The 23,185-nt window shown below is 73.2% G+C and carries 17 protein-coding genes and 2 pseudogenes; 5 read left to right on the plus strand and 14 right to left on the minus strand.

Features of this window, described 5'->3' with window-relative positions:
- Positions 1-20: 20 nt before the first annotated feature.
- The 4 genes from ACWD3O_RS27610 to ACWD3O_RS27625 all read right to left on the minus strand — a co-directional run bounded on the left by ACWD3O_RS27610 (position 21) and on the right by ACWD3O_RS27625 (position 4,330).
- A complete protein-coding gene (locus ACWD3O_RS27610; protein ID WP_451413777.1) occupies positions 21-1,280 on the minus strand; it encodes a beta-ketoacyl synthase N-terminal-like domain-containing protein in 1,260 nt (419 codons plus the stop codon).
- The gene (locus ACWD3O_RS27615) at positions 1,277-2,542 is read right to left on the minus strand and encodes a beta-ketoacyl-[acyl-carrier-protein] synthase family protein (protein WP_451417741.1); all 1,266 of its coding nucleotides are present in this window, start codon (positions 2,540-2,542) and stop codon (positions 1,277-1,279) included. Before ACWD3O_RS27615 ends, ACWD3O_RS27610 begins: the two co-directional genes overlap by 4 nt.
- 19 nt (positions 2,543-2,561) lie before the next feature.
- Positions 2,562-3,410 carry a thioesterase II family protein gene (locus ACWD3O_RS27620; protein ID WP_451417742.1) on the minus strand — a complete coding sequence of 283 codons (849 nt, stop codon included), beginning with the start codon at positions 3,408-3,410 and terminating at the stop codon, positions 2,562-2,564.
- Positions 3,411-3,508: 98 nt separating this feature from the next.
- On the minus strand, positions 3,509-4,330 hold the full coding sequence (locus ACWD3O_RS27625) for an AfsR/SARP family transcriptional regulator (protein WP_451413774.1): 822 nt from the start codon (positions 4,328-4,330) through the stop codon (positions 3,509-3,511).
- Between the two features lie 344 nt (positions 4,331-4,674).
- On the opposite strand from ACWD3O_RS27625, the gene ACWD3O_RS27630 reads away from it, so the two are divergent.
- On the plus strand, positions 4,675-5,640 hold the full coding sequence (locus ACWD3O_RS27630) for an AfsR/SARP family transcriptional regulator (protein ID WP_451417743.1): 966 nt from the start codon (positions 4,675-4,677) through the stop codon (positions 5,638-5,640).
- A gap of 73 nt (positions 5,641-5,713) precedes the next feature.
- Here ACWD3O_RS27630 and ACWD3O_RS27635 read toward each other — a convergent pair whose 3' ends face one another.
- Together ACWD3O_RS27635 and ACWD3O_RS27640 are read right to left on the minus strand one after the other, a co-directional pair.
- Positions 5,714-6,724, minus strand: coding sequence for a 3-oxoacyl-ACP synthase III family protein (locus ACWD3O_RS27635; protein ID WP_451417744.1), 1,011 nt, complete (start codon positions 6,722-6,724; stop codon positions 5,714-5,716).
- Positions 6,721-7,482: a thioesterase II family protein gene (locus tag ACWD3O_RS27640; RefSeq protein ID WP_451413771.1), complete on the minus strand. Its 762-nt coding sequence runs from the start codon at positions 7,480-7,482 to the stop codon at positions 6,721-6,723. The genes ACWD3O_RS27635 and ACWD3O_RS27640 overlap by 4 nt, the downstream gene beginning before the upstream one ends.
- A 274-nt stretch (positions 7,483-7,756) precedes the next feature.
- Here ACWD3O_RS27640 and ccrA point away from each other — a divergent pair, with 274 nt between their 5' ends.
- Both ccrA and ACWD3O_RS27650 read left to right on the plus strand, forming a co-directional pair.
- Positions 7,757-9,109, plus strand: a complete 1,353-nt coding sequence (gene ccrA, locus ACWD3O_RS27645; RefSeq protein WP_451413770.1) for a crotonyl-CoA carboxylase/reductase — start codon at positions 7,757-7,759, stop codon at positions 9,107-9,109.
- The gene (locus ACWD3O_RS27650) at positions 9,106-10,872 is read left to right on the plus strand and encodes a 3-hydroxyacyl-CoA dehydrogenase family protein (RefSeq protein ID WP_451417745.1); all 1,767 of its coding nucleotides are present in this window, start codon (positions 9,106-9,108) and stop codon (positions 10,870-10,872) included. The genes ccrA and ACWD3O_RS27650 overlap by 4 nt, the downstream gene beginning before the upstream one ends.
- Before the next feature lie 189 nt (positions 10,873-11,061).
- On the opposite strand, the pseudogene ACWD3O_RS27655 reads toward ACWD3O_RS27650, so the two are convergent.
- From ACWD3O_RS27655 to ACWD3O_RS27665, 3 genes and pseudogenes are all read right to left on the minus strand, one after another.
- Positions 11,062-12,297, minus strand: a pseudogene (locus ACWD3O_RS27655) (IS701 family transposase).
- 463 nt (positions 12,298-12,760) lie between these two features.
- Positions 12,761-13,753, minus strand: a complete 993-nt coding sequence (locus tag ACWD3O_RS27660) for a CPBP family intramembrane glutamic endopeptidase (protein WP_451417746.1) — start codon at positions 13,751-13,753, stop codon at positions 12,761-12,763.
- A 21-nt stretch (positions 13,754-13,774) separates the two neighbouring features.
- Entirely contained in the window at positions 13,775-14,386 is a 612-nt protein-coding gene (locus ACWD3O_RS27665) for a hypothetical protein (RefSeq protein WP_451417747.1), read from the minus strand.
- A 149-nt stretch (positions 14,387-14,535) separates the two neighbouring features.
- Here ACWD3O_RS27665 and ACWD3O_RS27670 point away from each other — a divergent pair, with 149 nt between their 5' ends.
- The gene (locus ACWD3O_RS27670) at positions 14,536-15,132 is read left to right on the plus strand and encodes a TetR/AcrR family transcriptional regulator (protein ID WP_451417748.1); all 597 of its coding nucleotides are present in this window, start codon (positions 14,536-14,538) and stop codon (positions 15,130-15,132) included.
- Between the two features lie 105 nt (positions 15,133-15,237).
- Here ACWD3O_RS27670 and ACWD3O_RS27675 read toward each other — a convergent pair.
- Positions 15,238-16,009 (minus strand): annotated as a pseudogene (locus ACWD3O_RS27675) (IS5 family transposase).
- 647 nt (positions 16,010-16,656) lie between these two features.
- On the opposite strand from ACWD3O_RS27675, the gene ACWD3O_RS27680 reads away from it, so the two are divergent.
- Entirely contained in the window at positions 16,657-17,541 is an 885-nt protein-coding gene (locus tag ACWD3O_RS27680) for a universal stress protein (protein ID WP_451417749.1), read from the plus strand.
- A 64-nt stretch (positions 17,542-17,605) separates the two neighbouring features.
- Here the strand turns inward: ACWD3O_RS27680 and ACWD3O_RS27685 are convergent, their stop codons facing one another.
- The 4 genes from ACWD3O_RS27685 to ACWD3O_RS27700 all read right to left on the minus strand — a co-directional run bounded on the left by ACWD3O_RS27685 (position 17,606) and on the right by ACWD3O_RS27700 (position 23,097).
- Entirely contained in the window at positions 17,606-17,866 is a 261-nt protein-coding gene (locus ACWD3O_RS27685; RefSeq protein WP_451417750.1) for a hypothetical protein, read from the minus strand.
- A 289-nt stretch (positions 17,867-18,155) separates the two neighbouring features.
- Positions 18,156-18,698, minus strand: coding sequence for a flavodoxin domain-containing protein (locus tag ACWD3O_RS27690; RefSeq protein ID WP_451417751.1), 543 nt, complete (start codon positions 18,696-18,698; stop codon positions 18,156-18,158).
- Between the two features lie 23 nt (positions 18,699-18,721).
- Entirely contained in the window at positions 18,722-21,412 is a 2,691-nt protein-coding gene (gene fdhF / locus ACWD3O_RS27695) for a formate dehydrogenase subunit alpha (protein ID WP_451417752.1), read from the minus strand.
- Positions 21,409-23,097: an NAD(P)H-dependent oxidoreductase subunit E gene (locus tag ACWD3O_RS27700; protein WP_451417753.1), complete on the minus strand. Its 1,689-nt coding sequence runs from the start codon at positions 23,095-23,097 to the stop codon at positions 21,409-21,411. Before ACWD3O_RS27700 ends, fdhF begins: the two co-directional genes overlap by 4 nt.
- Positions 23,098-23,185 lie beyond the last annotated feature (88 nt).

The raw sequence follows: 23,185 nt of genomic DNA on the forward strand, positions 1-23,185 counted from the left end.
CGCGGGGGCGCGGCGGCGGCTCAGCGGGCGGCGGTGACGACGGTGGCGGAGTGGAACCCGCCGCGTCCCCGGGCGAGCACGAGCGCGGTGCGCAGCCGCGCGGGCCGCGGCCGGCCGGTCACCAGGTCGACGGGGCAGTCGGCGGCGGGCCGTGAAGCCACGGCGGTGGTCGGCGGGATCACCTGGTCGCGCAGGGAGAGCAGGGCGGCCGCCAGGTCCACGGCCGAACCGCCGGACAGCAGGCGTCCGGTCCTCGCCTTCGGCGCGGTGACCGGCACGCCGCCGGGGCCGAACAGGTCGGCCAGGGCGCGGGCCTCGGCCCGGTCGGCGGCCCGGTCTCCGGCCGCGTCGGCGAAGACCACGTCGACCTGGTCGGGCGTGAGCCGGGCGTCGGCGAGGGCGAGCCGGGCGGCGGCGAGCAGGCGTCCGCCGTCGGCCCGGTCGGCGGGGTCGAAGGTGGCGGCGCAGCCCGCGACGACGCCGTGCAGGGTGGCGCCCCGCGCGCGGGCGGTGTCCTCGTCCTCCAGGACGAACAGCGCTCCCCCCTCCCCCACCACGTGTCCGCGGGCGTCCTCGTCGAAGGGCAGGTAGGCGCGGTCGGGGTCGGTGCCCGTGCTCATGCCGCCGGCCGCCAGGTGCGCGGTCCAGCCCCAGGGGCAGAGCGTCGAGTCGGCGCCGCCCGTCACCACCGCGGTGACGCCCTTGCGGATCTGCCGCCGGGCCTGGGCGACGGCGTCGAGGCCGCCCGCCTGCTCGGAGACCACCACGCCGCTGGGGCCGCGGAGCCCGTGCCGGATGGAGATCTGGCCGGAGTTGGCGGCGTAGAACCAGGCGAAGGACTGGTAGGCGCCGACGTGGCGGCTGCCGCGGCTCCACAGAGCCTGCAGTTCGCGCTGCCCGAACTCGAAGCCGCCGGCGGCGTTGGCGGTGATGACGCCCACCGCGTAGTCGGGCATGCGGGCCGGGTCCAGGCCCGCGTCGTCCAGCGCCTGCGCGGCGGCGGCGAGCGCCAGCCGGGTCACCCGGTCGGTCTGGGGCAGCAGCCGGGAGGGGATGTGCCGGTCGTCGTCGAAGCCGGCCACCTCGCCCGCCAGCCGGACCGGCAGCCCGGAGGCGTCGAACCGGGTGAGCGGCGCGACGGCGTTGTGCCCGCCCAGCACGGACTCCCACCAGCTCTCGGTGGTCACGCCGCCCGGCGCGACGACGCCGATGCCGGTGACGGCGGCCCGGATCGCGTGGGCACCGAGGAGACCGCGCTCCTGCGCGGCGACGGCGGTCACGCGGCCCTGCCGGCGTGCGGGGCGGTGAGGACCATGGCGCTCTGGAAGCCGCCGAAGCCGCTGCCGACGCTCAGGACCGTGTCGGTGCGCTGCTCGCGGGCGGTGAGCGGGGTGTAGTCGAGGTCGCAGGCCGGGTCGGGGTCGTGCAGGTTCGCCGTGGGCGGGACGGTGTCGTGCTCGATCGCCAGGGCGCAGGCGGCGATCTCCAGCGAGCCGATCGCTCCCAGGGAGTGCCCGATCATCGACTTGATGGAGCTGACGGGGACTCGGTGGGCGTGCTCGCCCAGGCTGCGCTTGAACGCGGCCGTCTCGTGCTTGTCGTTCTGCTTGGTGCCCGAGCCGTGGGCGTTGACGTAGTCGACGTCCCCGGCGTTCAGGCGTGCCTCGTCCAGCGCGACCCGGATGGCCTCGGCCATCTCCTCCCCGTCCAGGCGCAGCCCCGTCATGTGGTACGCGTTGGAGCGGCTGGCGAACCCGGCGATCTGCGCGTAGACGTGGGCGCCGCGGCGCAGCGCGTGCTCGTACTCCTCGAGGACGAACACCGCGCAGCCCTCGCCGAGGACGAAGCCGTTGCGGGTGCGGTCGAAGGGCCGGGACGCGGTGGCGGGGTCGTCGTTGCGCGCGGACGTGGCGCGGATCGCGTCGAAGGAGGCCAGGGTGATGGGGGTGACCGGCGCCTCCGAGGCCCCGGCGATCATCACGTCGGCGCTGCCCTCGCGGATCAGCTCCACGGCGTGCCCGAGGGCGTCCAGACCGGAGGTGCAGCCGGTGGAGATGACGGCCACCGGGCCCTGCGCGCCGGCGTCGCGGGCGACCTCGGCGGCCAGCGAGCTCGGAGCGAGGTAGTCGCCGAGGCGTTCCTCGGCGCGGGAGGCGTCCAGCAGCCAGTGGCTTCCGTGGTCGCTGACGTGCGCGTACGTCTCGTCGAGGCCGCTGCTGCAGCCGACGGCGGTACCGAGGGCCACCCCGGTGTGCTCGGGGGCGGCGTCCAGGTCGAGGCCGCTGTCGGCCACCGCCTCCCGGGCCGCGGTGAGGGCGAACTGGGCGGCCCGGTCCAGGCGGCGGACGTCGGCCGGGGCGAAACCGTGCAGGTGGGGGTCGAAGTCGACCTCGGCGGCGATCCGCGACCGGAACGCGGAGGCGTCGAAGAGGGTGATGGGGCGGGTGGCGGTGCGTCCCGCGGTCAGCAGGGACCAGTACGCCTTGGTGCCCACTCCCCCGGGGGCGACCACCCCGATCCCGGTGATGGCGACGCGTCTCATCGGCTGTCCTCCCTCGAGGTCATGGGCGGGCTCCCGCGGCCGACACGGCGAGTGCGGCCGGAGCGGCCTGGGCTGCCGACACGGCGAGTGCGGCCGGGGCGGCGGGGGCGGCGGGGGCGGCGGCGGGGACGGTGCCGGTGCGCCGCAGGACGCGGCAGGCCCGGCCGAGCAGCCGGGGCAGCGCGGGACCCCGGACGAAGAAGTGGTCGCCGGGCACCGTGCGGGTGACGACCGGTCCGGTCGTCCACCGCGTCCAGCCGGCCATCGCCGCGGGGGCGGCCAGCGGGTCGTCGGCGCCCGCGACGGCGAGCACCGGAACGGCGGGGAGCCCGGCCGGCGACGGCGTCAGGGCGGCGGCGCGCAGGTCGTCGGCGAGGAGCAGGTCGTCCCGCAGGACGGGCAGCACCATGCGGTGCCACAGGCCGCCGGGGCGCGCGTCGGGCGGCACGGCGCCGAAGGCCTCCAGGGCCCGTACCAGCTGCTCGTCGTCGTGGCGGGCGCCGTGGAGTTCGGCGGACAGCGCGGACAGGACGTCGGGCGGCGGGCAGGCGCCCACGGCCAGCAGCGCCGGGCCGGGCAGCCCGGCCTCGTGCAGCGCGCGGGTGAGGGTGAGGGCGACGAGCGCGCCCAGGCTGTGCCCGTACAGGACGTACGGGCCGGCCGGTGCCCGGAAGCCGTCCATCAGCTCGTCGAGGAGCGCTCGACGGTCGGTCAGGCGGGGCTCACGGCGCCGTCGGTCGCGCCCGGGCAGCAGGTGCGGCACGACCCGGACGCCGGGGCCCAGGTGCGCGGGCCAGGGGTGGAAGGACGAGGCACCGGCGCCCGCGTGGGCGAAGCAGTGCAGTGCCGGCGGCTGTTCCTCGGGCATGGCGAGGCCCTTCCTCCTGGGGGTCCCGGGCACTGCCAGGGTCGGTGGCCGGCCTCGACTCCCGCTCGGGCGCGGACCGCGCCGCCGACCGCACGCCCCTAGGCGGCGTACAGGTTGAAGGTGGAGGCGCGCCGGGGGCCGTTGTGCACGTCGAGCGCCGGGTCGACGGTGAGCATCGCCTGGTGCAGCCGCTGCAGCTGCGGGGAGGGCTCCACGCCCAGTTCCTCGATGAGCCGCGCGCGCAGTCTGCGGTAGATGTCCAGGGCGGTTGCCTGGCGGCCCGAGCGGTACAGCGCGACCATCGCCTGGGAGTGCAGCCCCTCGTGCTGGGGGTGCCGGGCGACCAGGTCGGTGAGCTCGGCGATGAGTTCGGTGTGGCGGCCCAGCCGCAGGTCGGCGTCGATGCGCCGCTCGACGGTGACCAGGCGGCTCTCCTCCAGCCGCATGACCTCGATCTCCAGGATCGGACCGACCCGGACGTCGACGAGCGCGGACCCCTGCCAGAGGGCGAGCGCGTCACGGAACAGGTCGGCGGCCCGCGCGTCGCAGCCCTCCTCGAAGGCCGCGCGGCCCGCCGTCACCAGCTCCTCGTAGCGGTGCACGTCGACGCCGGCGGGCGGCACCTGCAGCACGTAGCCGCCGTGCCGGGTCGCCAGCACCTCCTTGGCCGTGCCGGGCGCGTCCGGTCCCATCGCGGTGCCCAGGCGGCGGCGGAGCTGGAGGATGTACGTCTGGAGGGTGGTCATCGCGCTCTGCGGCATGTCGGTGCCCCAGATCTCCTCCATCAGCGTGGGCACCGGCATCACCCGGCCGGGATAGAAGGCGAGCAGGGCGAGGATCTGCCTCGGCTTGCCGGCGGTCGGAACGATCGAGATGCCGTTGACGTGGGCGCTCAACGGGCCCAGAACCTGTATCTCCACGCTGTCTCTCCCTGTTCCGGTCGGGTTGCCTCGTGGTCGCACGAACGTCGGGCACGCTAGCCCTCTCCGAGCCGGACCCTTCGTTTCTCCGCCGGTGCTCCAGCGACTTTCCATCGGCGGCCGTGCCGGCGCGAGGCCGCCTCGAGGACGGTTGCACGACCGCCGCAGCCCGGCTCGGGAAACGCCCCGCGGAACGGGACCGTTGTTACCGTCCGCAGCGGGGCGGGGCATGCCGCCCTCCAGGCAGGACCGACCGTCGAGGGAGCCGCCGTGCAGCCGTGCCCGTCCGTGTTCCACCGGACGTCCGTGGCGCCCGGCCCGCACGCGGCCGCGCCGGGACCGCGGTGACCGCCTCCGGCGCCGCGGGCGCCGAGGTCCGGCTGCTGGGACCGGTGGAGGTCGGCGACCGCGCGGGCCGGACCGCCGTCTCGCCGCCGGGGCCCAAGCAGCGCTCCCTGCTGTCCGCATTGGTGCTGCGCCACGGGCGGCCGCTGGGCGTGGACCAGCTCGTCGAGGAACTGTGGGGCGACCGCCCCCCGGTGAACGCCGCGAACGCCCTGCAGGCCCACGTGGCGCGGCTGCGGCGGGTACTGCCCCGCGCCCCGGGGACGCCGGCCGGCCGCGAGCTGATCACCACCGGACCGGGCGGCTACCTCCTGGTCCCCGACGGGGTCGGCACCGACGTGCAGCGGTTCCGGCGACTGTCCGCCGAGGGCCGGGCCGCCGTCGCGGGCGACCCCGAGGACGCCGTGCGGGTGCTGCGCGGCGCGTTGTCGCTCTGGCGGGGGCACGCCCTGCAGGACAGCCTGCGCGGTCCGGTCTGCGCGGGCGGCGCGGACCGGCTGGAGGAGGAGCGGCTGACGGCGCTGGAGTCGCTGTACGAGGCGAGTCTGCGGTGCGCCCGGCACGCCGAGATCACCGGCGAGCTGGAGAAACTGACGGCCGACCACCCGCTGCGCGAACGGTTCTACGACCTGCTGATGGTCGCCCTCCACCGCTGCGGCCGGCAGGGCGAGGCCCTCGGCGTGTACGAACGCGCCCGTCGGCGTCTGGTGCGGACGCTGGGCGTGGAGCCCGGACCGGCCCTGCGGGGACGGCTCGAGGCGATCCTGCGGCACGCCCCGCCGGGCCGGGGCCCCGCGGGACCGTGCGGGCCGTGCGACCCGTGCGGATCCGCGGTGCCCGACGCGCTCGCGGAGCTGCGGGCCGAGACGGCCCGCCTACGCCGGCGCGTCGACGAACTGACCCGCCACCAGCAACTCCTGACCCACCGGGCCGACACGGCGACCGCGTTCCCGGCGACCCGGTGACCAGCGGGCCCCGATGCAGGCCGGTGGCCGGTGGCGGGCGGGTTCGGCGTGGTCGCGGCGGGCGGGGGGCGGGTCAGCGGCCCCAGCGCAGCAGGGTCGTCGCGCAGCTCATGCCGCCGCCGAACCCGGCGAGCAGGACCAGCTGGTCGTCGTCGAGGGCACCGGCCCGGCGCGCCTCGTCCAGGGCCAGGGGGACGGACCCGGCGCCGGTGTTGCCGTGGCGCCGCACCGGCAGGTGGACGCGGGCCCGGGGCAGCCCGAGCCGGGCGGTCACGGCCTCCAGCATCTGCGCGTTCGCCTGGTGCGGCACGAAGTGGTCGACGTCCCGCGGGTCGACGCCGAACGCGTCGAGGGTGCCCGCGACGGCCTCCGGCAGCCGGTCCTCGACGTACTGCCGGACCTCGCGGCCCCGCATCCGGAACCAGTGCTCGCCGCCGGCCACGGTCTCCGGCGAAGCGGGCCGCCTGCTGCCGCCGGCGTGCACACCGATCAGGTCGTGGAGGTGCCCGTCCGAGCGCAGGGAGGCGCCGAGGAAACCGCGGCCCTCGCCCACCGGGCCGATCACCACCGCTCCCGCGCCGTCGCCGAACAGCGGTGCCGTCCTGCGGTCGCCCAGGTCGAGGATGCGGGAGTACACGTCGGCTCCCACGACCAGCGCCGGCCGGTGCTCGTCGGGGTGGGCCAGCAGCCGGGCACCGGTGTGCAGGGCGGTGACGAATCCGGCGCAGACCGCGTTCACGTCGAAGGCCGCGGCGTGGTGGGCGCCGAGGCGGTGCTGCAGGATCGCGGCGGTGGCCGGCTGGGGATGGTCGGGCGTCGAGGTCGCGACGACGATCCAGGCGAGCTCGCCGGCGTCCACCCCGGCGTCGGCCAGGGCCCGTCGCGCGGCGTGGACGGCCAGGTCGGAGGTCGCCTCGTGGTCGGCGGCGTAACGCCGCTCCAGGATGCCGGTCTTCTGCTGGATCCACTCGGCGCTCACCCCGGCCCGCGCCCCGGCCACCTCGTTGCCGACGACGTGTTCGGGCAGGTAGGAGCCGGTGCCGAGGACGCCCAGCCGTCCCAGGGGCGGCGCGTGGACGGTCATGCCGCGCCCGCCGGGGCGAGGAGCCGTTCCTCGATCGCGGCGACGACGTCCTCCTGCCGGTCGACGAGGAAGAAGTGGCCGCCCGGCAGGACGTTCATCCGGAACCCGCCGAGCGTGTGCTCCCGCCACAGGTCGACGTCGGCGACCTCCGCCTTGGGGTCCCGGTCGCCGGTGAAGGCGGTGACCGGGCACCGCAGCGCGGGACCCGGGCGGTAGCGGTAGCGCCGCACCGCCCCGTAGTCGGCGCGCAGCGCCGGGAGGATCATGCGCAGGGTCTCCTCGTCGTCGAGGAGCGAGGAGCCGGTGCCGTCGAGCGCGCGGATCTCCGCGACGACCTCCGCGTCGGTGCGGGGCCGCAGGTCGTCGGCGCGATCCAGGGAAGGGGCGCGCCGGCCGGAGACGAACAGCTCCGCCGGGGCCCGCCCCACGGCCTGCAGACGGCGGGCCGTCTCGAAGCCGACGATCGCCCCCATGCTGTGCCCGAACAGGGCGAGGGGGCGGTCGGTCCACGGCCCGAGGGCGTCGGTGATCCGGTCCGCGAGCGTCTCCAGGTCGGTGGCGGCCGGTTCGTGGTGCCGGTCCTGCCGGCCCGGGTACTGGACGGCGAGCACGTCCACCCGCCCCGCCAGGGCGCGGGCCAACGGGTAGTAGAAGCTGGCCGATCCACCGGCGTGCGGGAAGCAGACCAGGCGCAGGGCGGCGTCGGGGGCGGGCAGGAAGTTCCTCAGCCAGGGGGTCGCGCCGGGGTGTCCCGTCATGGGGTCTCTCCTTGGGTGTGGGCCGTACCGTCGCCGGGGCGAAGGCAGCGCGGCGTGGTCGGGCGGGGCCGCGGCGGGCGGGTGCGGTGGAGGCCCGGCGGGCCGCGGGCGCGCCTGTCCCCCAGGATGCTGCCGCCCCGCCGCGGGGCCTTCCCCTGAGATCCCCCTGGGTGCCCGGGAGCCCCGACCCAGGGGGTGGTCAGGGGTGAACGGGGGCCGGTGCGGTGGGCGACGCTCGTCGCACGTGCCGTCTTGAGACAACCGGGGAACTCACGTGGACGAGATCATCAGCGCTGTCGAGTCCGAGGACGCGTCGGCCCGGGACTTCGCGGCGCTGCCGCTGCCGGAGTCGTACCGGGGCGCCGTGGTACTGCGCGAGGACGTGGGGGCGTTCGAGGGAATGACCTCCGCGGAGAAGGATCCGCGCAAGACGCTGCACGTGCGGGACGTCGCGGTGCCGCTGCCGGCGGCGGGCGAGGCACTGGTGGCGGTGATGGCGTCGTCGGTGAACTACAACACCGTCTGGTCGTCGATCTTCGAGCCGCTGCCCACCTTCGGGTTCCTGGAGCGGTACGGGCGGCTGTCGCCGGACACCGCGCGCCACGACCTGCCGTACCACGTGCTCGGCTCGGACCTGGCCGGAGTGGTGCTCCGCACGGGGCCCGGCGTGAACCGCTGGCGCCCGGGCGACCGCGTGGTGGCGCACTGCCTCAGCGTCGAGCTGGAGTCCGCGGACGGCCACGGCGACACCATGCTCGATCCCGAACAGCGGATCTGGGGCTTCGAGACCAACTTCGGCGGCCTGGCGCAGCTCGCCCTCGTCAAGGCGAACCAGCTGATGCCCAAGGCCGAGCACCTGACGTGGGAGGAGGCCGCCTCCCCCGGGCTGGTGAACTCCACCGCCTACCGGCAACTGGTCTCCCGCAACGGCGCCGGCATGAAGCAGGGCGACAACGTGCTCGTCTGGGGCGCCAGCGGCGGCCTCGGCTCCTACGCCACCCAGCTGGCGCTGGCCGGCGGGGCGACGCCGATCTGCGTCGTCTCCAGCGAGCAGAAGGCCGACCTCTGCCGCGCGATGGGAGCGGAGGCGGTGATCGACCGGGCCGCCGAGGACTACCGCTTCTGGCGGGACGAGCGGACGCAGGACCCCCGGGAGTGGAAGCGGTTCGGCGCGCGCATCCGTGAACTGACCGGCGGCGAGGACGTCGACATCGTCTTCGAGCATCCCGGACGGGAGACCTTCGGGGCGTCGGTGTTCGTCACCCGCAAGGGCGGCACGATCGTCACCTGCGCCTCGACCTCCGGTTTCCGCCACGAGTACGACAACCGCTACCTGTGGATGTCGCTGAAGCGCATCGTCGGGTCGCACTTCGCCAACTACCGCGAGGCGTGGGAGGCCAACCGCCTCGTGGTGAAGGGCCGGATCCATCCCACCCTGTCCAGGGTCTACCCGCTGGAGGAGACCGGGCAGGCCGCCTACGACGTCCACCGCAACCTCCACCAGGGCAAGGTCGGTGTGCTGTGCCTGGCCCCGGGCGAGGGGCTGGGCGTGCGCGACCACGAACTGCGCGCCCGTCACCTGAGCGCCATCAACCGCTTCCGCGTCGGACAGGAGTCCTCGTCATGACCGCATCGCACCCGGACACCCGCGTGCCAGTGACCGGCGTCGTCGGTCTCGGCTCGGTCGGCGAGGGACTCCTGCGCCTGCTGGCCGCCCGTGGGCACCGGGTGGTGGCCGTCGACACCGACCCGGACGTCCTGGCCCGGGTCGAGCGGCGGCTGAAGGCCCTGCTCGCCGACGTGGAACAGCAGCCCGACGTGGTCCTCACCACCGACCACGCGCGGCTGGACACGGCCGACGTGGTCGTGGAGGCCGTGCCGGACACGGCCGGGGCCAAGGAGGACGCGCTGCGGCGGATCGCCGCCGTCCGCCCGCCGGGCACCCCCCTGGTCACCACCACGGCGTCGCTGTCCGTGGCGGGCCTCGCCGTCGGCACCGGGCGTCCCGCCGACGTGGCGGGAATCAGGCTGTTCGGCCCGCCGGAGCCCGGGGCCCCGGCGGAACCGGTGGTCACCGCCTTCACGTCCCCGGAGACGGCCGCGGCGCTGACGGCGCTGGTGAAGGCGTCCGGCCTGGCCCCCGTCGAGGTGGGGGCCGGTCCCGCCGCCGACGCCACCGCCCTGCTGCTCGGTCTGCTGAACCGCTCGGTGGCCATGCTGTCCGAGGGGCACGTCACGCACACCGACATCGACACGGCGATGCGGCTGGGCTGCGGGCTGCCGGCCGGTCCGCTGGAGACCCTGGACCGGTGGGGCCTGGACACGGCCCACGCCGCGCTGACCCGGCTGCACCGGCTCACCGGCGACCGCGGCTTCGCGCCGGCGCCACTGCTGGGCCGCATGGTCGCGGCCGGCGACGTCGGCCGCAAGGCGGGGCGGGGCTTCTACACCTGGGACGAGTCGGGCGTGCAGGTCACCGACGCAACCGACGCAACCGACAGGAGCGAACACGGACCGGCCGGTCCCGTCCGGCCCGTGGGCCGCGTCGGGGTGGTGGGGTCCGGCGCGATGGCGCGCGGCATCGCCGAGGTGACGGCCGCGGCCGGCCACCCGACCGTGCTGGTCGCCCGCGGCCCGGAGAAGGCCCGTGCGGCCGTGGAGGCCGTCGCCGGCTCGCTCACCCGCGGGGTGCGCCGGGGCAGGATCACCCCGGCGACGAGGGCGGAGACGCTCGAACGGCTGAGCGGCGCCCACGACGTCGCCGCACTGGCCGACTGCGACCTGGTGATCGAGGCGGTCGCCGAGGAACCCGGCGTGAAGCGGGCGGTGTTCGCCCGGCTGGGCGAGGTGTGCGCCGAGGGCACGGTGCTGGCGACCACGACGTCCAGTCTGTCGGTCGCCGCGTGCGCCGAGGCCTCCGGCAGGCCCGCGGACACGGTCGGTCTGCACTTCTTCAACCCGGCCCCGCTCATGCGGCTGGTGGAACTCGTCGTCACCGAGGAGGCCGACCCGGCGGTGGTGGCCAGGGCGCGCGCCTTCACCCGCGACCTGGGCAAGACGCCAGTGGAGTGCCCCGACCGCACCGGGTTCATCGTCAACACCCTGCTGTTCCCCTACCTCGGCGCGGCGCTCGCCCTGCTGGAGCGGGCCGGCGACGACGACGTCGTGGCACGCACCGACGCGGCCGTGCAGCGCGGCTTCGGTTTCCCGATGGGACCGTTCGCCCTGCTGGACACCATCGGTCTGGACGTCTCGCTGGCCATTCAGCGCCGCCTGGCGGAGTGCTTCGCCACGGAGGAGTTCGAGCCGTCCGGCGTGCTCGCCGGACTGGTGGACGCGGGCTTCCTCGGCCGCAAGAACGGACGCGGTCTCTGCACGACGGGCGGCTGACGGCGGACGGCTGACGGGCGGACGGCTGATGGGCGGACGGGCTGACGGGCTGACGGCTGGTGGTGCTTCGTTAGGTTCTGTGCTGTCTGCGGCGGCTTTGAGGGTTGGAGAGGGGGCGTCCGCAGGTGGTGCAGGCACCGGTCCAGCACCTCAGCAGGTCCTGAAGGGCGTCGAGGACCTGGTAGAGGGTCAGGCCGGTGTACGGACTTTTGGGTCGTGCCGCCTGAGTGTGAGGGATGCCTGGTCGGCGGTGACGAGGGTGACATGGTGGTGCCAGCCGCGTCAGGTGCGGCCCTCGAAGTGGTCCAGGCCCAGTCCGTGCTTGAGTTCGCGGTAGTCGTGCTCGATCCGCCAGCGCATCTTCGCCCATCGCACCAGGTCGGCGACCGGGGTCGAAGCGGGAAGGTTCGATATCCAGTAGTCCGTGGGGGCGTCCTGCCCGTCCGGCCACTCGGCCAGGAGGGTCTGGGTGGGCAGGACGCCGTCCCAGCGGTTGCGGCCACCGCCCGCTTCCTGGGCCGCGGCCAGGGACTGCTTGCCCGCCGGCCGCACCGTCAGGACCGCGAACCGGGAGGTCATCGCCCCTTTGCTGCCCTGCCGCCAGGTCACCTCGGCGAACCGGTCCGCGCCGGTCTCGGCCGCGAGGACGGACACGGCTCGCGGCGGGGTGCGGTAGCGGGGCAGTGTGGGCGGACCGAACCCGCCGTAGGCAGGCTGGTGCGGCGTGACGTTCGCCGGGTGGGCGACTTCCTTGCCGGTCAGCGCGAGGACATAGGACAGCCCTCGCTCCTTAGGCCGAGCCGGAACGGGGTGCTGACCCCGTAGCCGGCATCGGCGACCACCACCGGCGCCTTCATCTGCCAGTCCACGAGCGTGTCGAGCAGGCCGAGCGCGAGCCGCCACTTCTCCTGGTGGACGACGCCGTCGGGGACTCCGGCCCGGCGGCAGCGGTCCGGTTCGTCCGTCCACTCCCGCGGCAGATACAACTCCCAGTTCAGCGGGCAGGACGCGGTGTCCGTCGCCGCGTGGACGCTGACCGCGACCTGGCAGTTCGCCCGCTTGTCGACCGCCCCGCAGTACTGCCGGGCCACCCCGACCGACGCCCTGCCGCACTTGGGGAACGACACGTCGTCGACCACCCACACCTCAGGCGTGATCACCTCGGACAGCCGCTCGGCGATCCGCCGCCGCACCGGCAGCGGATCCCACGGCGACTGGTTCACGAACTGCTGCAAGGCCTGCATGTTCCCGTCCGGCAGACGCTCGGGCCATCGGCTGGACCGACTTCCGCCGACCGTCGAGCATCAGACCCCGCAGATAACACTCGCCCCACCGCCGCTGATCCCGCCGCGGCAACGACCCCAACACATCGGCAACGAACTCCGCCAACTCACCCCGGAGCCGTTCCACTTCCCCCAGCTTCACCCTGGGAGGCTGCCCACCACCAGCCGAGATCACTCAACGTAACGAAGCGCTACTAGCCGTCTCCAGCAGCTCGTCGCGGAGCTCCATCGCCTGCACTCGCACTATGGACAGGACCCGTCCCGGATTACCTTGTTCGTGCGCGAGAGCAATTTCCCTGCGGTCCATGGCCTGCCCGTACAGCGGGCCCCAGATGAGCCTGGCGACGCGCTCCAGGTGTTCGCCGTAGGCGGCCTGCGCGGCTCGGCTCGTTACTCAACCCGGCCATGGCCCTGCCGCGGTCGCTCGATGCGGGTCATGCCCGGCACGGTACCGGCGGCCTCTGACACCTGTGTCGGCCTTTGCCCATCTCGCTCTCGAGCCGGCTGCCACCCGCCGTACTGCCGACGGTAGCTGCCGCATGTGAGGCAAGCAGATCAACGTCACAGAATGGGCTCATTCGAAAGAGCGGTTCGTCTTTAGCTCATCAGCAGAAGGGCTTCTCTTCCGGGTACCGGCGTGTTGCGCAGGAGGTTGGTGGGCTCAGCACAGGCCCCGTCCTGCGCGTGCACCACCAGATGATCGCGGTGATGACGATGACGGCTAGGGCCGGGACGAGTTGGGTGGGCGAACCAACGCCGGAAGAGCGGTCGGAGATTTGCGCGCCCAGGTCGATGCGCAGCAGCGGTGCGCCGAGCAGGACGCCCGTGTTGAGAACGGCGTGGAGGACGATCGCGATCTCCAGACCGCCGGTGCGCCAAGTGATGATTGCCAGGCACGTCCACAGTACGAAGTACCAGAGGTTGATATAGAGGTCGGTGGAACCGTGCACGGCCGTGAACAGCACACTCGACACGAGTACCCCGGCGACGACGCCCGCTCCTGAACTGCGGGTCCAGCTGCCGACGACGCGGAAGACCAACCCGCGGACACCGTATTCCTCTCCCGTTGTCTGCAGTGGTGTGAGGAGGAGGGTGGCGACGTACATGGCGACGAGGTCGGAGTGTGACCAGGCAACCTCGGTGCTCGGGGCCAGCAGGCCGATCAGGTTCACCGCGGCCCAAAGGGGGCCGAACACGAGAAGGGCCTTACCGAACAGATCGAACCGGAACCGTGAGGTCACCGAGTGCAGTGAAGGGCCGGGCACCCCGTAGAGCCAGCGCTGGATCAGCATGCTCCAGGGGACGAGCAGGGCGAGCGAGATCATCGATCCGGCGTGGAAGATCGGGGTGTAGTCTCCGCCGCCGATGATGGGTGGGGTGTGGCCCATCCGCTGGTCGATGGGGGCGAGCGCCCTGCCGATGGCGGTGGGGAAGACGACCATGCCGGCCAGCAGCAGGAAGATCGCTAGCATGCCGCGTCCGATACGGCGTTTCCCGCCGGCCAGGACGCGGTGGTAGGCCACTCCGCCGGGTACGGCGCGCGCGTTGCGTGGCGGGGTGGGCGTGAGGAGCCAGCCGGGGGTGGTCATCGTGTCCATGTGTCCTTACTCCTTGAGGGATCAGCGGCCGGCCGCGTCGAGCAGGGGGGAGTACCGCAGCCGCAGAGCGCGCTCCATGCTTGCCGCGACGGCTGCGAATCCCAGGGCGATGTTCAGCCACAGCGGCAGCCGGACGGGTGATTCGAACGTCCCGACTCTCGCCGCGACCTGGGGGATGTGGGATAGGGGTTCGGCGAGCTGCAGCAGGTTCAGGCCCACGCCGATCAGGAGCAGCAGCACCGAGACGATGCCGATCCCCCTGCTCAGCGCCGGATGGTCGGCGCCGAAGCGGGCTCGCCGTCCCTCGGCCGTGGCGGGGTCGGGAGTGAGCTGATGCGGTCGTCCGGCCGTGGGGCGGTAGTGGCAGCGCCTGATCCCGAAGCTGCTCATCTCCACCTCGATGACGCCGCCTTCGACCGGGAAGAGCGCGGGCAGCTTCGACTGGGCCACGTGCCGTCCGTCCTGGAACAGGTGTGCTCGGATCTTGCTGTCGTCCAGCCGCGCCCAGTGCCGCACGTCGACGGCATAGGTTCGGGTGCGACCGTCGGCGGCGCCCGGTCGGAGCCAGAACAGCGACCTCAGCGGTAGCTGCCACCAGCGGAACGGCCGCAGTTCCCTTCCGTCCCCTGGCATCAGGCGCCTTAGCGCCATCCGTCGTCTCACTGACATGTGACCCCTGTTCGGTTGTCGGCCGTGACGCAACTAGTACACCGTACTAGCACGAAGCTAGCACACTGTACTAGTATTCTGGAAACGGCCGAGGGAGCAGGAGGAGAGCGGGCATGGGAACGCGCGAGAGGATCTTGCAGGCCGCAGCCGAGATGATCGCCGAAGACATGGCGGCGAAGCTGAGCGTCCGGGCGGTCGCGCAACGCGCGGGAGTGAGTGTCGGGTCGCTGCGGTTCCACTTCCCCACCCAGCGAGACCTGCAGGACAGCCTGCTCTCGCGCATCTACGACAACCTGATGCCCGACGACCCGATCCAGGACCGGACGCTCCCGGCCCGCGAACGGCTGCTGAACTGCCTGCGCCACGTTCTCGCGCCCCTCGGCGTCGGCCAGGACGCGCGAGCCGCCTGGGGCCGGATGTACAAGGACTTCATCGAGCCCGAGCCGACCGAACAGGTCCGCGCCGCCTACCTGGGCCACGAGAAGGAGGCCGAGCGCCGGGTAGAACACTGGCTGGCCGTGCTCACCGAGGAAGGCGCCCTGCCCCGGGAGGACCACGGTCAGAAGGTCAGATTCCTTCTCACAGTCCTCAACGGACTCTCGATCGAGCGCGCCCTGCCCACCCAGGCGTCCGTCCTCGCGGCAGAGACCGAGACCCTCCACGCGGCCGTTGACCACATCCTCGGAACCGATCACAGCGTCCGGGCGTGAGCGAGGCTTGAGCAGCAACCCTGCGGCGAGCGGCCGTCAGCGAGCTGGCGAGGCGGAGCTATCGCTACCGACCGGTCCGATGCAGGTCAGCAGTGGACGCTCGGCCTAAGAACTGTCTGACAAATGATCTTGGGTGAGTTCGCGGAGCCAGAGGATGAGGGCTGCGAGGTGGAGTCCGGCCCGGTAGCGGGCGGCGAGTTTGTCGAAGCGGGTCGCGATGGCCCGGAACTGCTTGAGCCGGTGCAAACAGCGTTCGACGACGTTGCGGGCGTTGTAGAGCTCACGATCGAAGGCCGGCGGCCTGCTGCCGACCTTCGACTTCACCGCACCCGGTTGCCCTTCTGATCGGCGCGCTCCGGGATCACCTCCCGGATGCCCCGGCGCCGCTCCGGGGCACTCGCACCGCATTCAGGACTGCCTCGAAGGCGGTGGAGTCGTTGACGTTGCCCGGCGTAACGAGGACGGCCAAGGGCAGGCCCCGGCCGTCGCAGGCGAGTTGGACCTTGGTGGTCAGCCCGCCGCGGGACCGGCCGAGCGCCTGACCAGCCTGCCTGTGTGCCGGATCTTCCAGTTCGTCCCCCGTCGGAGCCCCTTTTTGCTGGCGCACTCGGCGTGTTGATGGGCCCCGGTTGATCGTGGAGTCGACCGGAACCGTCCATTCCACGGCCCCGACGGAGTCGTCACGGACCTGGACCTCCTCGAGCAGGCGGGCCCAGGTCCCGTCCGCCTCCCAGCGGGCGATCCGTTCGTAGACCGTCTGCCACGGCCCGAAGTGTTCCGGCAGGTCACGCCACGGAGCACCGGTCCGCAACCGCCACAACACCCCGTTGATCACCTGCCGGTGATCCACGCCCGCCACGGGAGGCTCGGGGAACAGCGGGGGCTCGCCTACCTCGCCTCCACAAAGATCCCCTGGAAGACCTGACGCGCCCCCGGCCGGCCGACGGGCGATCACGTTCCAACGGGTCGGTGATGTGCTGGTCGCGGAGAGATTCACGCACGGGGGGTTCCTTCCCACTCGGGGCGCGCATGTCCGCGCCGCCGCAGTTGCCGACATGCTGGAAGGTCAGTTGCAGCTCCGCGTCCAGGACGGCCCCGCCGGGCATGTCGAGGGCCCGGAGAAGGCACTGCGTCCACCAGCACCGGGCCGGCGGACGGGAGCGTCGTCCCAGAGTCCATCTTGGGTCAGCTTCAAACGGATCGGGGTGTACTTGCGAGTCGTACGAACTCCGCCTTGTGGTCGGGCACCGGAGCCGGCGATCGGACCGACTCGCGTCCGGTGACCTTGCGGGTGGTGCTTCCGTCCTGCCGTACGGCAGATCAACTGGGTGCTTCCCGTACACCAGGATGAGGGAGTACACCCACATTCGCCCGAGAAGCCGTTCTTGTGGATGGTATAGCGGTGCCGGCAGTGGGCGCCGTCGCTACCGATCCGACACAGAGGTCTACAAGGTGCGGCCGGCACAGCCGTAGGTGAACCTGTTACGGATCACGCTGAATACCGGAGACCCCTGTGGAGCTGACATGAGCGATGCGGACCGAAGCCGGCCGATCGTTGTGGGTGTTGATCCCGACCCTTCAAGGCGCCTGGCCGTGGAATGGGCCGCCGACGAAGCCGCAAGACGGGGCCTGCCGCTGCGTCTCGTCCACGTCCAGGTGGCTCCGGTCAAGGGGTACCGGTCCGTACACACCCTGCCGTCGTGGCAGGAGTGGAACCGGGAACTGGACACCGCCGGCGACCGGGTGCTCACCGACGCGGTCGATTTCGTCCGCTCGCGGCAACCGGCACTCCAGATCTCCACCGCACGCCCCGAAGGCGAACCGGCGCGGGTCCTGGGCGAGGAGACGCGGGATGCAGCCATGGTCGTCTTGGGCTCCTGGCACCTGGGGAGACGGGAGGAGCTGTTCACGGCCGCCTCGGTGATCCTCCCCCTGACAGCCCACTCCTCCTGCCCCGTCGCGGTCGTGCCAGAACCCGAGCACCCCGCCCCGCACCCGTACCTGGTGGTCGCCGTCGACGGCAGTCCCCATTCGGCCGCCGCTGTGGACGTCGCCTTCGCAGAAGCCGCCTCACGCGGTGTGGCGCTGCGTGCCGTGTACGCCTGGCACGAGCCCCTCGCCGGAGTGCTGGACGAGAACGCCGCGGTGGAGGAGAGCCGGCGCGTCCTCGCAGAAACCCTGGCGGGCCGCGCGGAGTCCTACCCCCAGGTACGGATGGACCAGGCAGTCCTCTACGGCCATCCCGTCCAGGTCCTGACGGAGGCATCCGAGAACGCCACAGCGCTGATCGTGGGAACCCGTGGACGCGGCGGCTTCGGCGGCATGCTCCTCGGCTCGGTGAGCCAGGGGGTGCTGCGCCATGCCCACTGCCCCGTCATCGCCGTCCCCAATCCGAAAGCCGGCGGCTGACCGACCAGCGAGCCGCTGCTAGCGCACCAGCACGCGCAGCGGAGCGTGCGGCACGTCGTTCGTCTTATTCCCGCGCCGGCGGGCCCGGCCGGGCGGCCGTGACAGGCGGCGCGGGAGCGAGGGACGGCGCGTGAGACCCTGCGGGAGCCGCCGCGGCGGGAGCCTGCGCGGCGGCGTTCGGTGCGAGGGTGGTCGGGTCGGTGAGGGCGGGCCCGAAGTCCGGGACCGCCATCGCCTGTCCGGTCCCCTCGTCGACCGCGACGACCGCCGCCAGGGCGGCGATCGTCGCGGCCAGGGCGACGAGAAGGTGCGTCCGCTCACCCACGGCGTTCCGCTGCGCGGCGGACCAGGTGGACGCCGGTCAGGGTGACCGCGCCGGTGACGGCGGCCCCCTGCCGTCACCGACGCAGAGCACACCGCCTCGTGATGCCGCCTGAGGACCGCCGGCCCGCACGTCCCGCCGCCTGACACCTGCCGGTCGGTCGGTCGGTACGGAGGTCCGAGCCACCGGAACCGGTGAGTCCACCGCGGTGCGGTCCGCCCAGGCGGACCGCACCATGCGCAGGCAAGTCCTCGAGTGGGCTGCTGCTCCGCGGGACGTGAACCGCAGCGCGTCAGTCACCAGCGCTCTGCGTGAGGTCGTCGGCGATCCGCCGTGCCCAGTCGTCGACGGCTACCCAGTCCCGGTAGTCGCCGTACCGGAGTCCCATGGCCCGCAGGCGCAGCCGTCCGCCCGCGGGAAGGTGTTCCGGACGGATCACTCCGGAAAAAAGCCGGTGGTCCCGGGGACTCAGCTCCCGCAGCACCGGGCCCGCCACCGTCGGCTCCTCACGTCCGGCCAGGAGCTTCCACGGACCGCGCAGCGCTCCCGGCATGCCGACGCTGAAAGCCCACACCGGGTGCTCACGGAGCGCGTCCCGTTCACGGTGCAGGAGATCCATGGCCTCGGGCAGCCAGGCCATGTCGTGGACGGCGCTGCCCAGCACCACCGCGTCGTAGGGGCGGACATCGGTCACGTCACCGCAGGAGCGGACATCCGTCCGGGCGCTCCTGCGGCGGAGTTCGTCTGCGACCCGCTCGGCGATGCTTCGGGTGGACCCGTGCACCGTGGCATAGGTGATCAGAATGCGGGGCTGGGCGGTGTCCCCGATGGGCATGGCAGTTCCTCCTGAGCGGGCGGCTACCGGGCGGCCGTCACACGTACCGCCGTGACCTTGTACTCGGGGCAGGACGTGTCGGTGTCCGACCGGTCCGAGGTCAGGCGGTTGACGCCGCTGTCGGGGAAGTGCAGCGCGCAGAACACCTGGCCGGGAGCGGTGCCGCCACCGATCCTGGCCGTGAGACGGGCCTGGCCGTGGCGGCTCTCCACGGTGACCGCGGCGCCCTCCCGGACGCCGTACCTGAGGGCGTCGTCGGGGTGGAGGTCGATGTGGTCGGTCGCATCGAGCGTGAGGTTGGCGCCGCGGCGGGTCATGCTGCCGGAGTTGTAGTGCGCCCACCGCCGCCCGGTGACCAGGATCAGCGGATAGTCGTCGTCCGGCTGCTCGCCCGGTGGAAGGTAGGGCACGGCCGCGAGGTGGGCCCGCCCGTCCGGCGTGCGGAAGCGACTCCGGTAGAGCTTGGCCTCTCCGGGCTGTCCGGGGTCCGGACAGGGCCATGGCACGGCGCCCTCGCGGTCCAGTCTCTCGTGGGAGAGACCCGCGAAGAGCGGCGCGGTCCGGGCGCATTCGGCCAGTGCCTCGGCCGGTGTGGGGCACCCCAGGTCGGCTCCCATGGCCGAGGCGAGGGCGTGCACGACGTCGAAGTCGCTGCGTGTCCCGTCCGGCGGGGGCACGGCCGGCCGGACCCTCTGGTAGCGGCGGTCGAAGTTGACGAATGTGCCGTCCTTCTCCAGCCAGGAAGCGACCGGCAGGACGACGTCGGCCCGGCGGGCGGTCTCGGAGAGGAACAGTTCGCTGCAGACCACCAGCGGGCAGGTGTCCAGGGCCTGGGCCACCCGGTTGGTGTCGGGGTCGGTGGCGAGGACGTCCTCGCCGATCACCCACAAGGCCCGCAGGGTCCTCGCCCGCGCGGCGGCGAACATGTCCGGGATCCGCAGGCCCGGGCGCTGCGGTACGGGCGTACCCCACACGGTCTCCACCCGCGCTCGGGCGGCGGGGTCGGACACCTTGCCGTAGCCGGGCAGCAGGTCGGGCAGGGCGCCCATGTCGGAGGCTCCCTGCACGTTGTTCTGGCCGCGCAGCGGGTTGACGCCGAAGCCGCGGTCGGTGCCCACGGCGCCACGCAGGATCGCCAGGTTGGCCAGTGTCCGTACGCCGTCGGTGCCGTGCAGGTGCTCGGTGACGCCGAGGCCGTGCAGGATGGCGGGCCGTTGGGCTCGGCCGTACAGCCGGGCGGCGGCGACCAGGTCGGCGGAGGGCACTCCGGTCACGGCGGCGACCTGGTCGGGCGGGTAATCCTCCAGCAGAGCGGTCAGCTCCGCCAGGCCGGTCGCCCGTTCGGCCAGGAACGTGTCGTCCACCAGGCCTTCGGCCACCAGGACGTGGGCGAGGCCGTGGAAGAGGGCCACATTGGTGCCGGGCCGGGGTCGCAGGTGCACGTCGGCATGTTCGGCCAGGCCGACGGAGCGGGGATCGATGACGACCAACTTGGCACCGCCCAGTACCCGCCGAAGCAGCCGGGCCCCCACCACCGGATGCGCTTCGACGGGGTTGGCTCCGGCCACCAACAGGCAGTCGGAGCGCTCGACGTCGTCGAAGCTGTCCGTGCCCCCGGCCAGACCGAAAGAAGCGGTGAGGCCGGCGGCCGACGGCGAGTGGCACAGGCGGGAACAGTTGTCGACGTTGTTCGTGCCGATGACGATTCGCATGAACTTCTGGATCAGGTAGTTCTCCTCGTTGGTGGCACGGGCCGAGGAGATCGCCGCCACCGCGTCCGGTCCGCCGGTGGCGACGGCGGACCTGAGGCCCTCGGCGACATGGCGGAGCGCCTCGTCCCAGCCGACGGGTTCCAGGCGGCCGCCGCGGCGCAGCAGGGGCCGGGTGAGCCGTTCGGGGGAGAGGAGGTATCCGTGGGCGAAGCGGCCCTTGACGCATGCGTGCCCCTGGTTGATGGGGCCGTCCCGAGCCGGGAGGACCGCTGCCACTTCTCCCTCGGAGGTGATGACGTCCAGGGAACAGCCGACGCCGCAGTAGCCGCATGTCGTGCGGGTCGCAGTCGGCCGGCGCGCGGAGGTGAGGCCGCGGGCCGGACCGGGCTCGGTGATCGCGCCGGTGGGGCAGGTGTCCACGCAGCCGCCGCAGGCCACGCAGTCCGACTGGGCCCAAGGGCCGCCGGTGCCGGGGGCCACGACAGTGTCTCCGCCGCGTCCGGTCAACGTCAGGGCGAAGGTTCCCTGCACCTCGGAGCACATGCGCACGCACCGGCCGCACGCGATGCAGAGGTCACGGTCGAGATGGACGTAGGGGTGGCTGGTGTCCTCGCCCCGGCCGCCGGCGCCTCGCGCGGCACCCTGGCCGATCCCCATCGAGCGGCACAGATCGGCCAGCTCGCTCGAGCTTTCAGGAGCGAGGGCGCGGGGCGGCAGGGCAGAGACGACGAGTTCGACGGCGTCACGGCGCAGGTGCTGAAGGTCCTCGGTCGCCACTTCGACGCGCGCGCCGCTGGTGGCGGGGGTCACGCACGCTGCCACGACACGGTCGTCGGCCCGCACCAGGCAGGTGCGGCAGGAGCCGGCCGGGCTGAGCCGGTCGTCGGAGCAGAGAGCGGACACGTCGGTCCCGGCCGCCCGCACCGCCGCCAGCAGGGAGGTTCCGTCGGGCACCCCGACGCGCGTGCCGTCGACCTCGAGCCACAGCTGCTCGTCGCTCATGGTCTCCACCCTGCGAGCCGGTCGCCGTAGGCGAGGGCGAGGCTGTGCACGGCGGCGGGGATGCCCCGGCCGAAGGCGCACATACTCGCTTCCGTGAGTACCCGAGCGAGTCGTCCCCACTCCGGTCCGGGCGGGCTTCCGCCGGATGCGAGTTCCAGGCCGCGCCGGGAGCCGACGCGGCAGGGCGAGCAGGCACCGCAGCTTTCCGCGGCGGCGAACTCCCAGACGTGCCGCAGCAGCTCCTCCGGTCGCACCCGCCGGTCGAAGGCGACCAGTCCCGCATGGCCCAGAGCGGCGCCCCGGGCGGCGAGCGCGGCACCGGTCAGGGGGACGTCCAGCGCGTCCGGCGCGAGGAAGCCGCCCAGTGGTCCGCCGACCTGCAGAGCGGCCAGCTGGGCACCATCCTTCAGGCCGCCGCCCAGCTCTTCGACGATGCGCGCCACGGGGGTGCCCAGCTCCACCTCGTAGGCGCCCGGCCGGGCGAAGCGCTCCGACAGGCAGACGAGCTTCGTCCCCGTCTCCCCCGGCACCCCGCGCCTGGCGTAGGCCTCTCCGCCCCGGGCGACGATCCAGGGCACTGAGGCAAGGGTCTCGACGTTGTTCACGACCGTCGGCGCGTCCCACAGACCGCGCCGGGTCGGGTAAGGGGGTCGTGGCCGGGCGCAGCCCCGGTCCCCTTCCAGGCTCGCGATCAAGGCCGTCTCCTCGCCGGCGACGTACGAGCCGGCCCCCTCGACCACCTGGACGTCCAGGGAGAGGGGCGTTCCGTGGACGGACCGCCCCAGGTGCCCGTCCGCGTACGCCTCCTCCACCGCCCGGCGCATCCGGGCCAGCGCACGGGGGTACTCCGAGCGCACCAGGATGACGCCGCGTTCGGCTCCGCAGGCGAAGCAGGCCAGTGCCAGCCCTTCCAGGACGCGGTCCGCGGCCGATTCCATGAGCAGTCGGTCGGCGTAGGAGCCGGGATCGCCCTCGTCGCCGTTGGCCACCACCACGGTCCCCGGGGCCCGGCCCACCGCCTCCCACTTCGCCGCGACGCGGAATCCGGCGCCGCCCCTGCCGCGCAGACCCGAGACGGCCACCTCGCCGAGCACCTGGTCAGGTGTCCCGGCCGTCACGGTCCGGGGCCATACGCGCCAGGAGGGCTCGTCGCCCACAACACCGGGCAGAAGGACGGGATCGCCGGTCGTGTCGGCCGCAGGAATCTCGGGTGCCCGGGGCGACACGCGTCCGGAGAGCTGAGCGGCCAGATCCGAGCCGGTGCACGGTGTGGTGCCGTCCAGGGCCGCCGGACCGGCGTAGCAGTAACCCACGCAACGCACGGCCTGCAGCGAGGCCTCCCCGTCCTCCGACACGGCACCCGCGACGACGCCCAGTTCGCGTTCCGTCTCGTCGAGGTGCCGTCCGGCCCGGGCGGCGAAGCAGGCCGTCGCCGAGCAGACCCGCACATGCCGACGGCCTCGCGGAGCGGCGAGGTCCGCGTAGTAGGTCGCTGGTCCGAGCCCGGCGGCAGCCGGCAGACCGACATGAGCGGCCACAGCTGGTGCCCAGGACGCGGGCTCGTCGGCGGTGTCCGCCCTGGCCCCGGCCAGTGACTCCATCAGCAGATCTCCCGGCTTCCCGCGACGGTCGGCCAGGGCCCGGAACGCTTCGAAACGGCCTGCGGAGTGGCCCGTACGCACCATGGACCCATCGTGGAGGCGGCCTCCCAGGACCGCAATTCGCGCCATGCCCTCGCGGCGCGACCAGCACGTCGGACGCGAGCGGTGGCGC

It is taken from the genome of Streptomyces sp. NPDC002640 (genome assembly GCF_053592575.1).

Coding starts and splice junctions, on each gene's coding strand:
- ACWD3O_RS27615 (WP_451417741.1), bottom strand. CDS start 2,542: ATGAGACGCGTCGCCATCACCGGGATCGGGGTGGTCGCCCCCGGGGGA.
- ACWD3O_RS27620 (WP_451417742.1), bottom strand. CDS start 3,410: ATGCCCGAGGAACAGCCGCCGGCACTGCACTGCTTCGCCCACGCGGGC.
- ACWD3O_RS27635 (WP_451417744.1), bottom strand. CDS start 6,724: ATGACCGTCCACGCGCCGCCCCTGGGACGGCTGGGCGTCCTCGGCACC.
- ACWD3O_RS27640 (WP_451413771.1), bottom strand. CDS start 7,482: ATGACGGGACACCCCGGCGCGACCCCCTGGCTGAGGAACTTCCTGCCC.
- ACWD3O_RS27650 (WP_451417745.1), top strand. CDS start 9,106: ATGACCGCATCGCACCCGGACACCCGCGTGCCAGTGACCGGCGTCGTC.
- ACWD3O_RS27660 (WP_451417746.1), bottom strand. CDS start 13,753: ATGGACACGATGACCACCCCCGGCTGGCTCCTCACGCCCACCCCGCCA.
- ACWD3O_RS27665 (WP_451417747.1), bottom strand. CDS start 14,386: ATGCCAGGGGACGGAAGGGAACTGCGGCCGTTCCGCTGGTGGCAGCTA.
- ACWD3O_RS27670 (WP_451417748.1), top strand. CDS start 14,536: ATGGGAACGCGCGAGAGGATCTTGCAGGCCGCAGCCGAGATGATCGCC.
- ACWD3O_RS27680 (WP_451417749.1), top strand. CDS start 16,657: ATGAGCGATGCGGACCGAAGCCGGCCGATCGTTGTGGGTGTTGATCCC.
- ACWD3O_RS27690 (WP_451417751.1), bottom strand. CDS start 18,698: ATGCCCATCGGGGACACCGCCCAGCCCCGCATTCTGATCACCTATGCC.
- fdhF (WP_451417752.1), bottom strand. CDS start 21,412: ATGAGCGACGAGCAGCTGTGGCTCGAGGTCGACGGCACGCGCGTCGGG.
- ACWD3O_RS27700 (WP_451417753.1), bottom strand. CDS start 23,097: ATGGTGCGTACGGGCCACTCCGCAGGCCGTTTCGAAGCGTTCCGGGCC.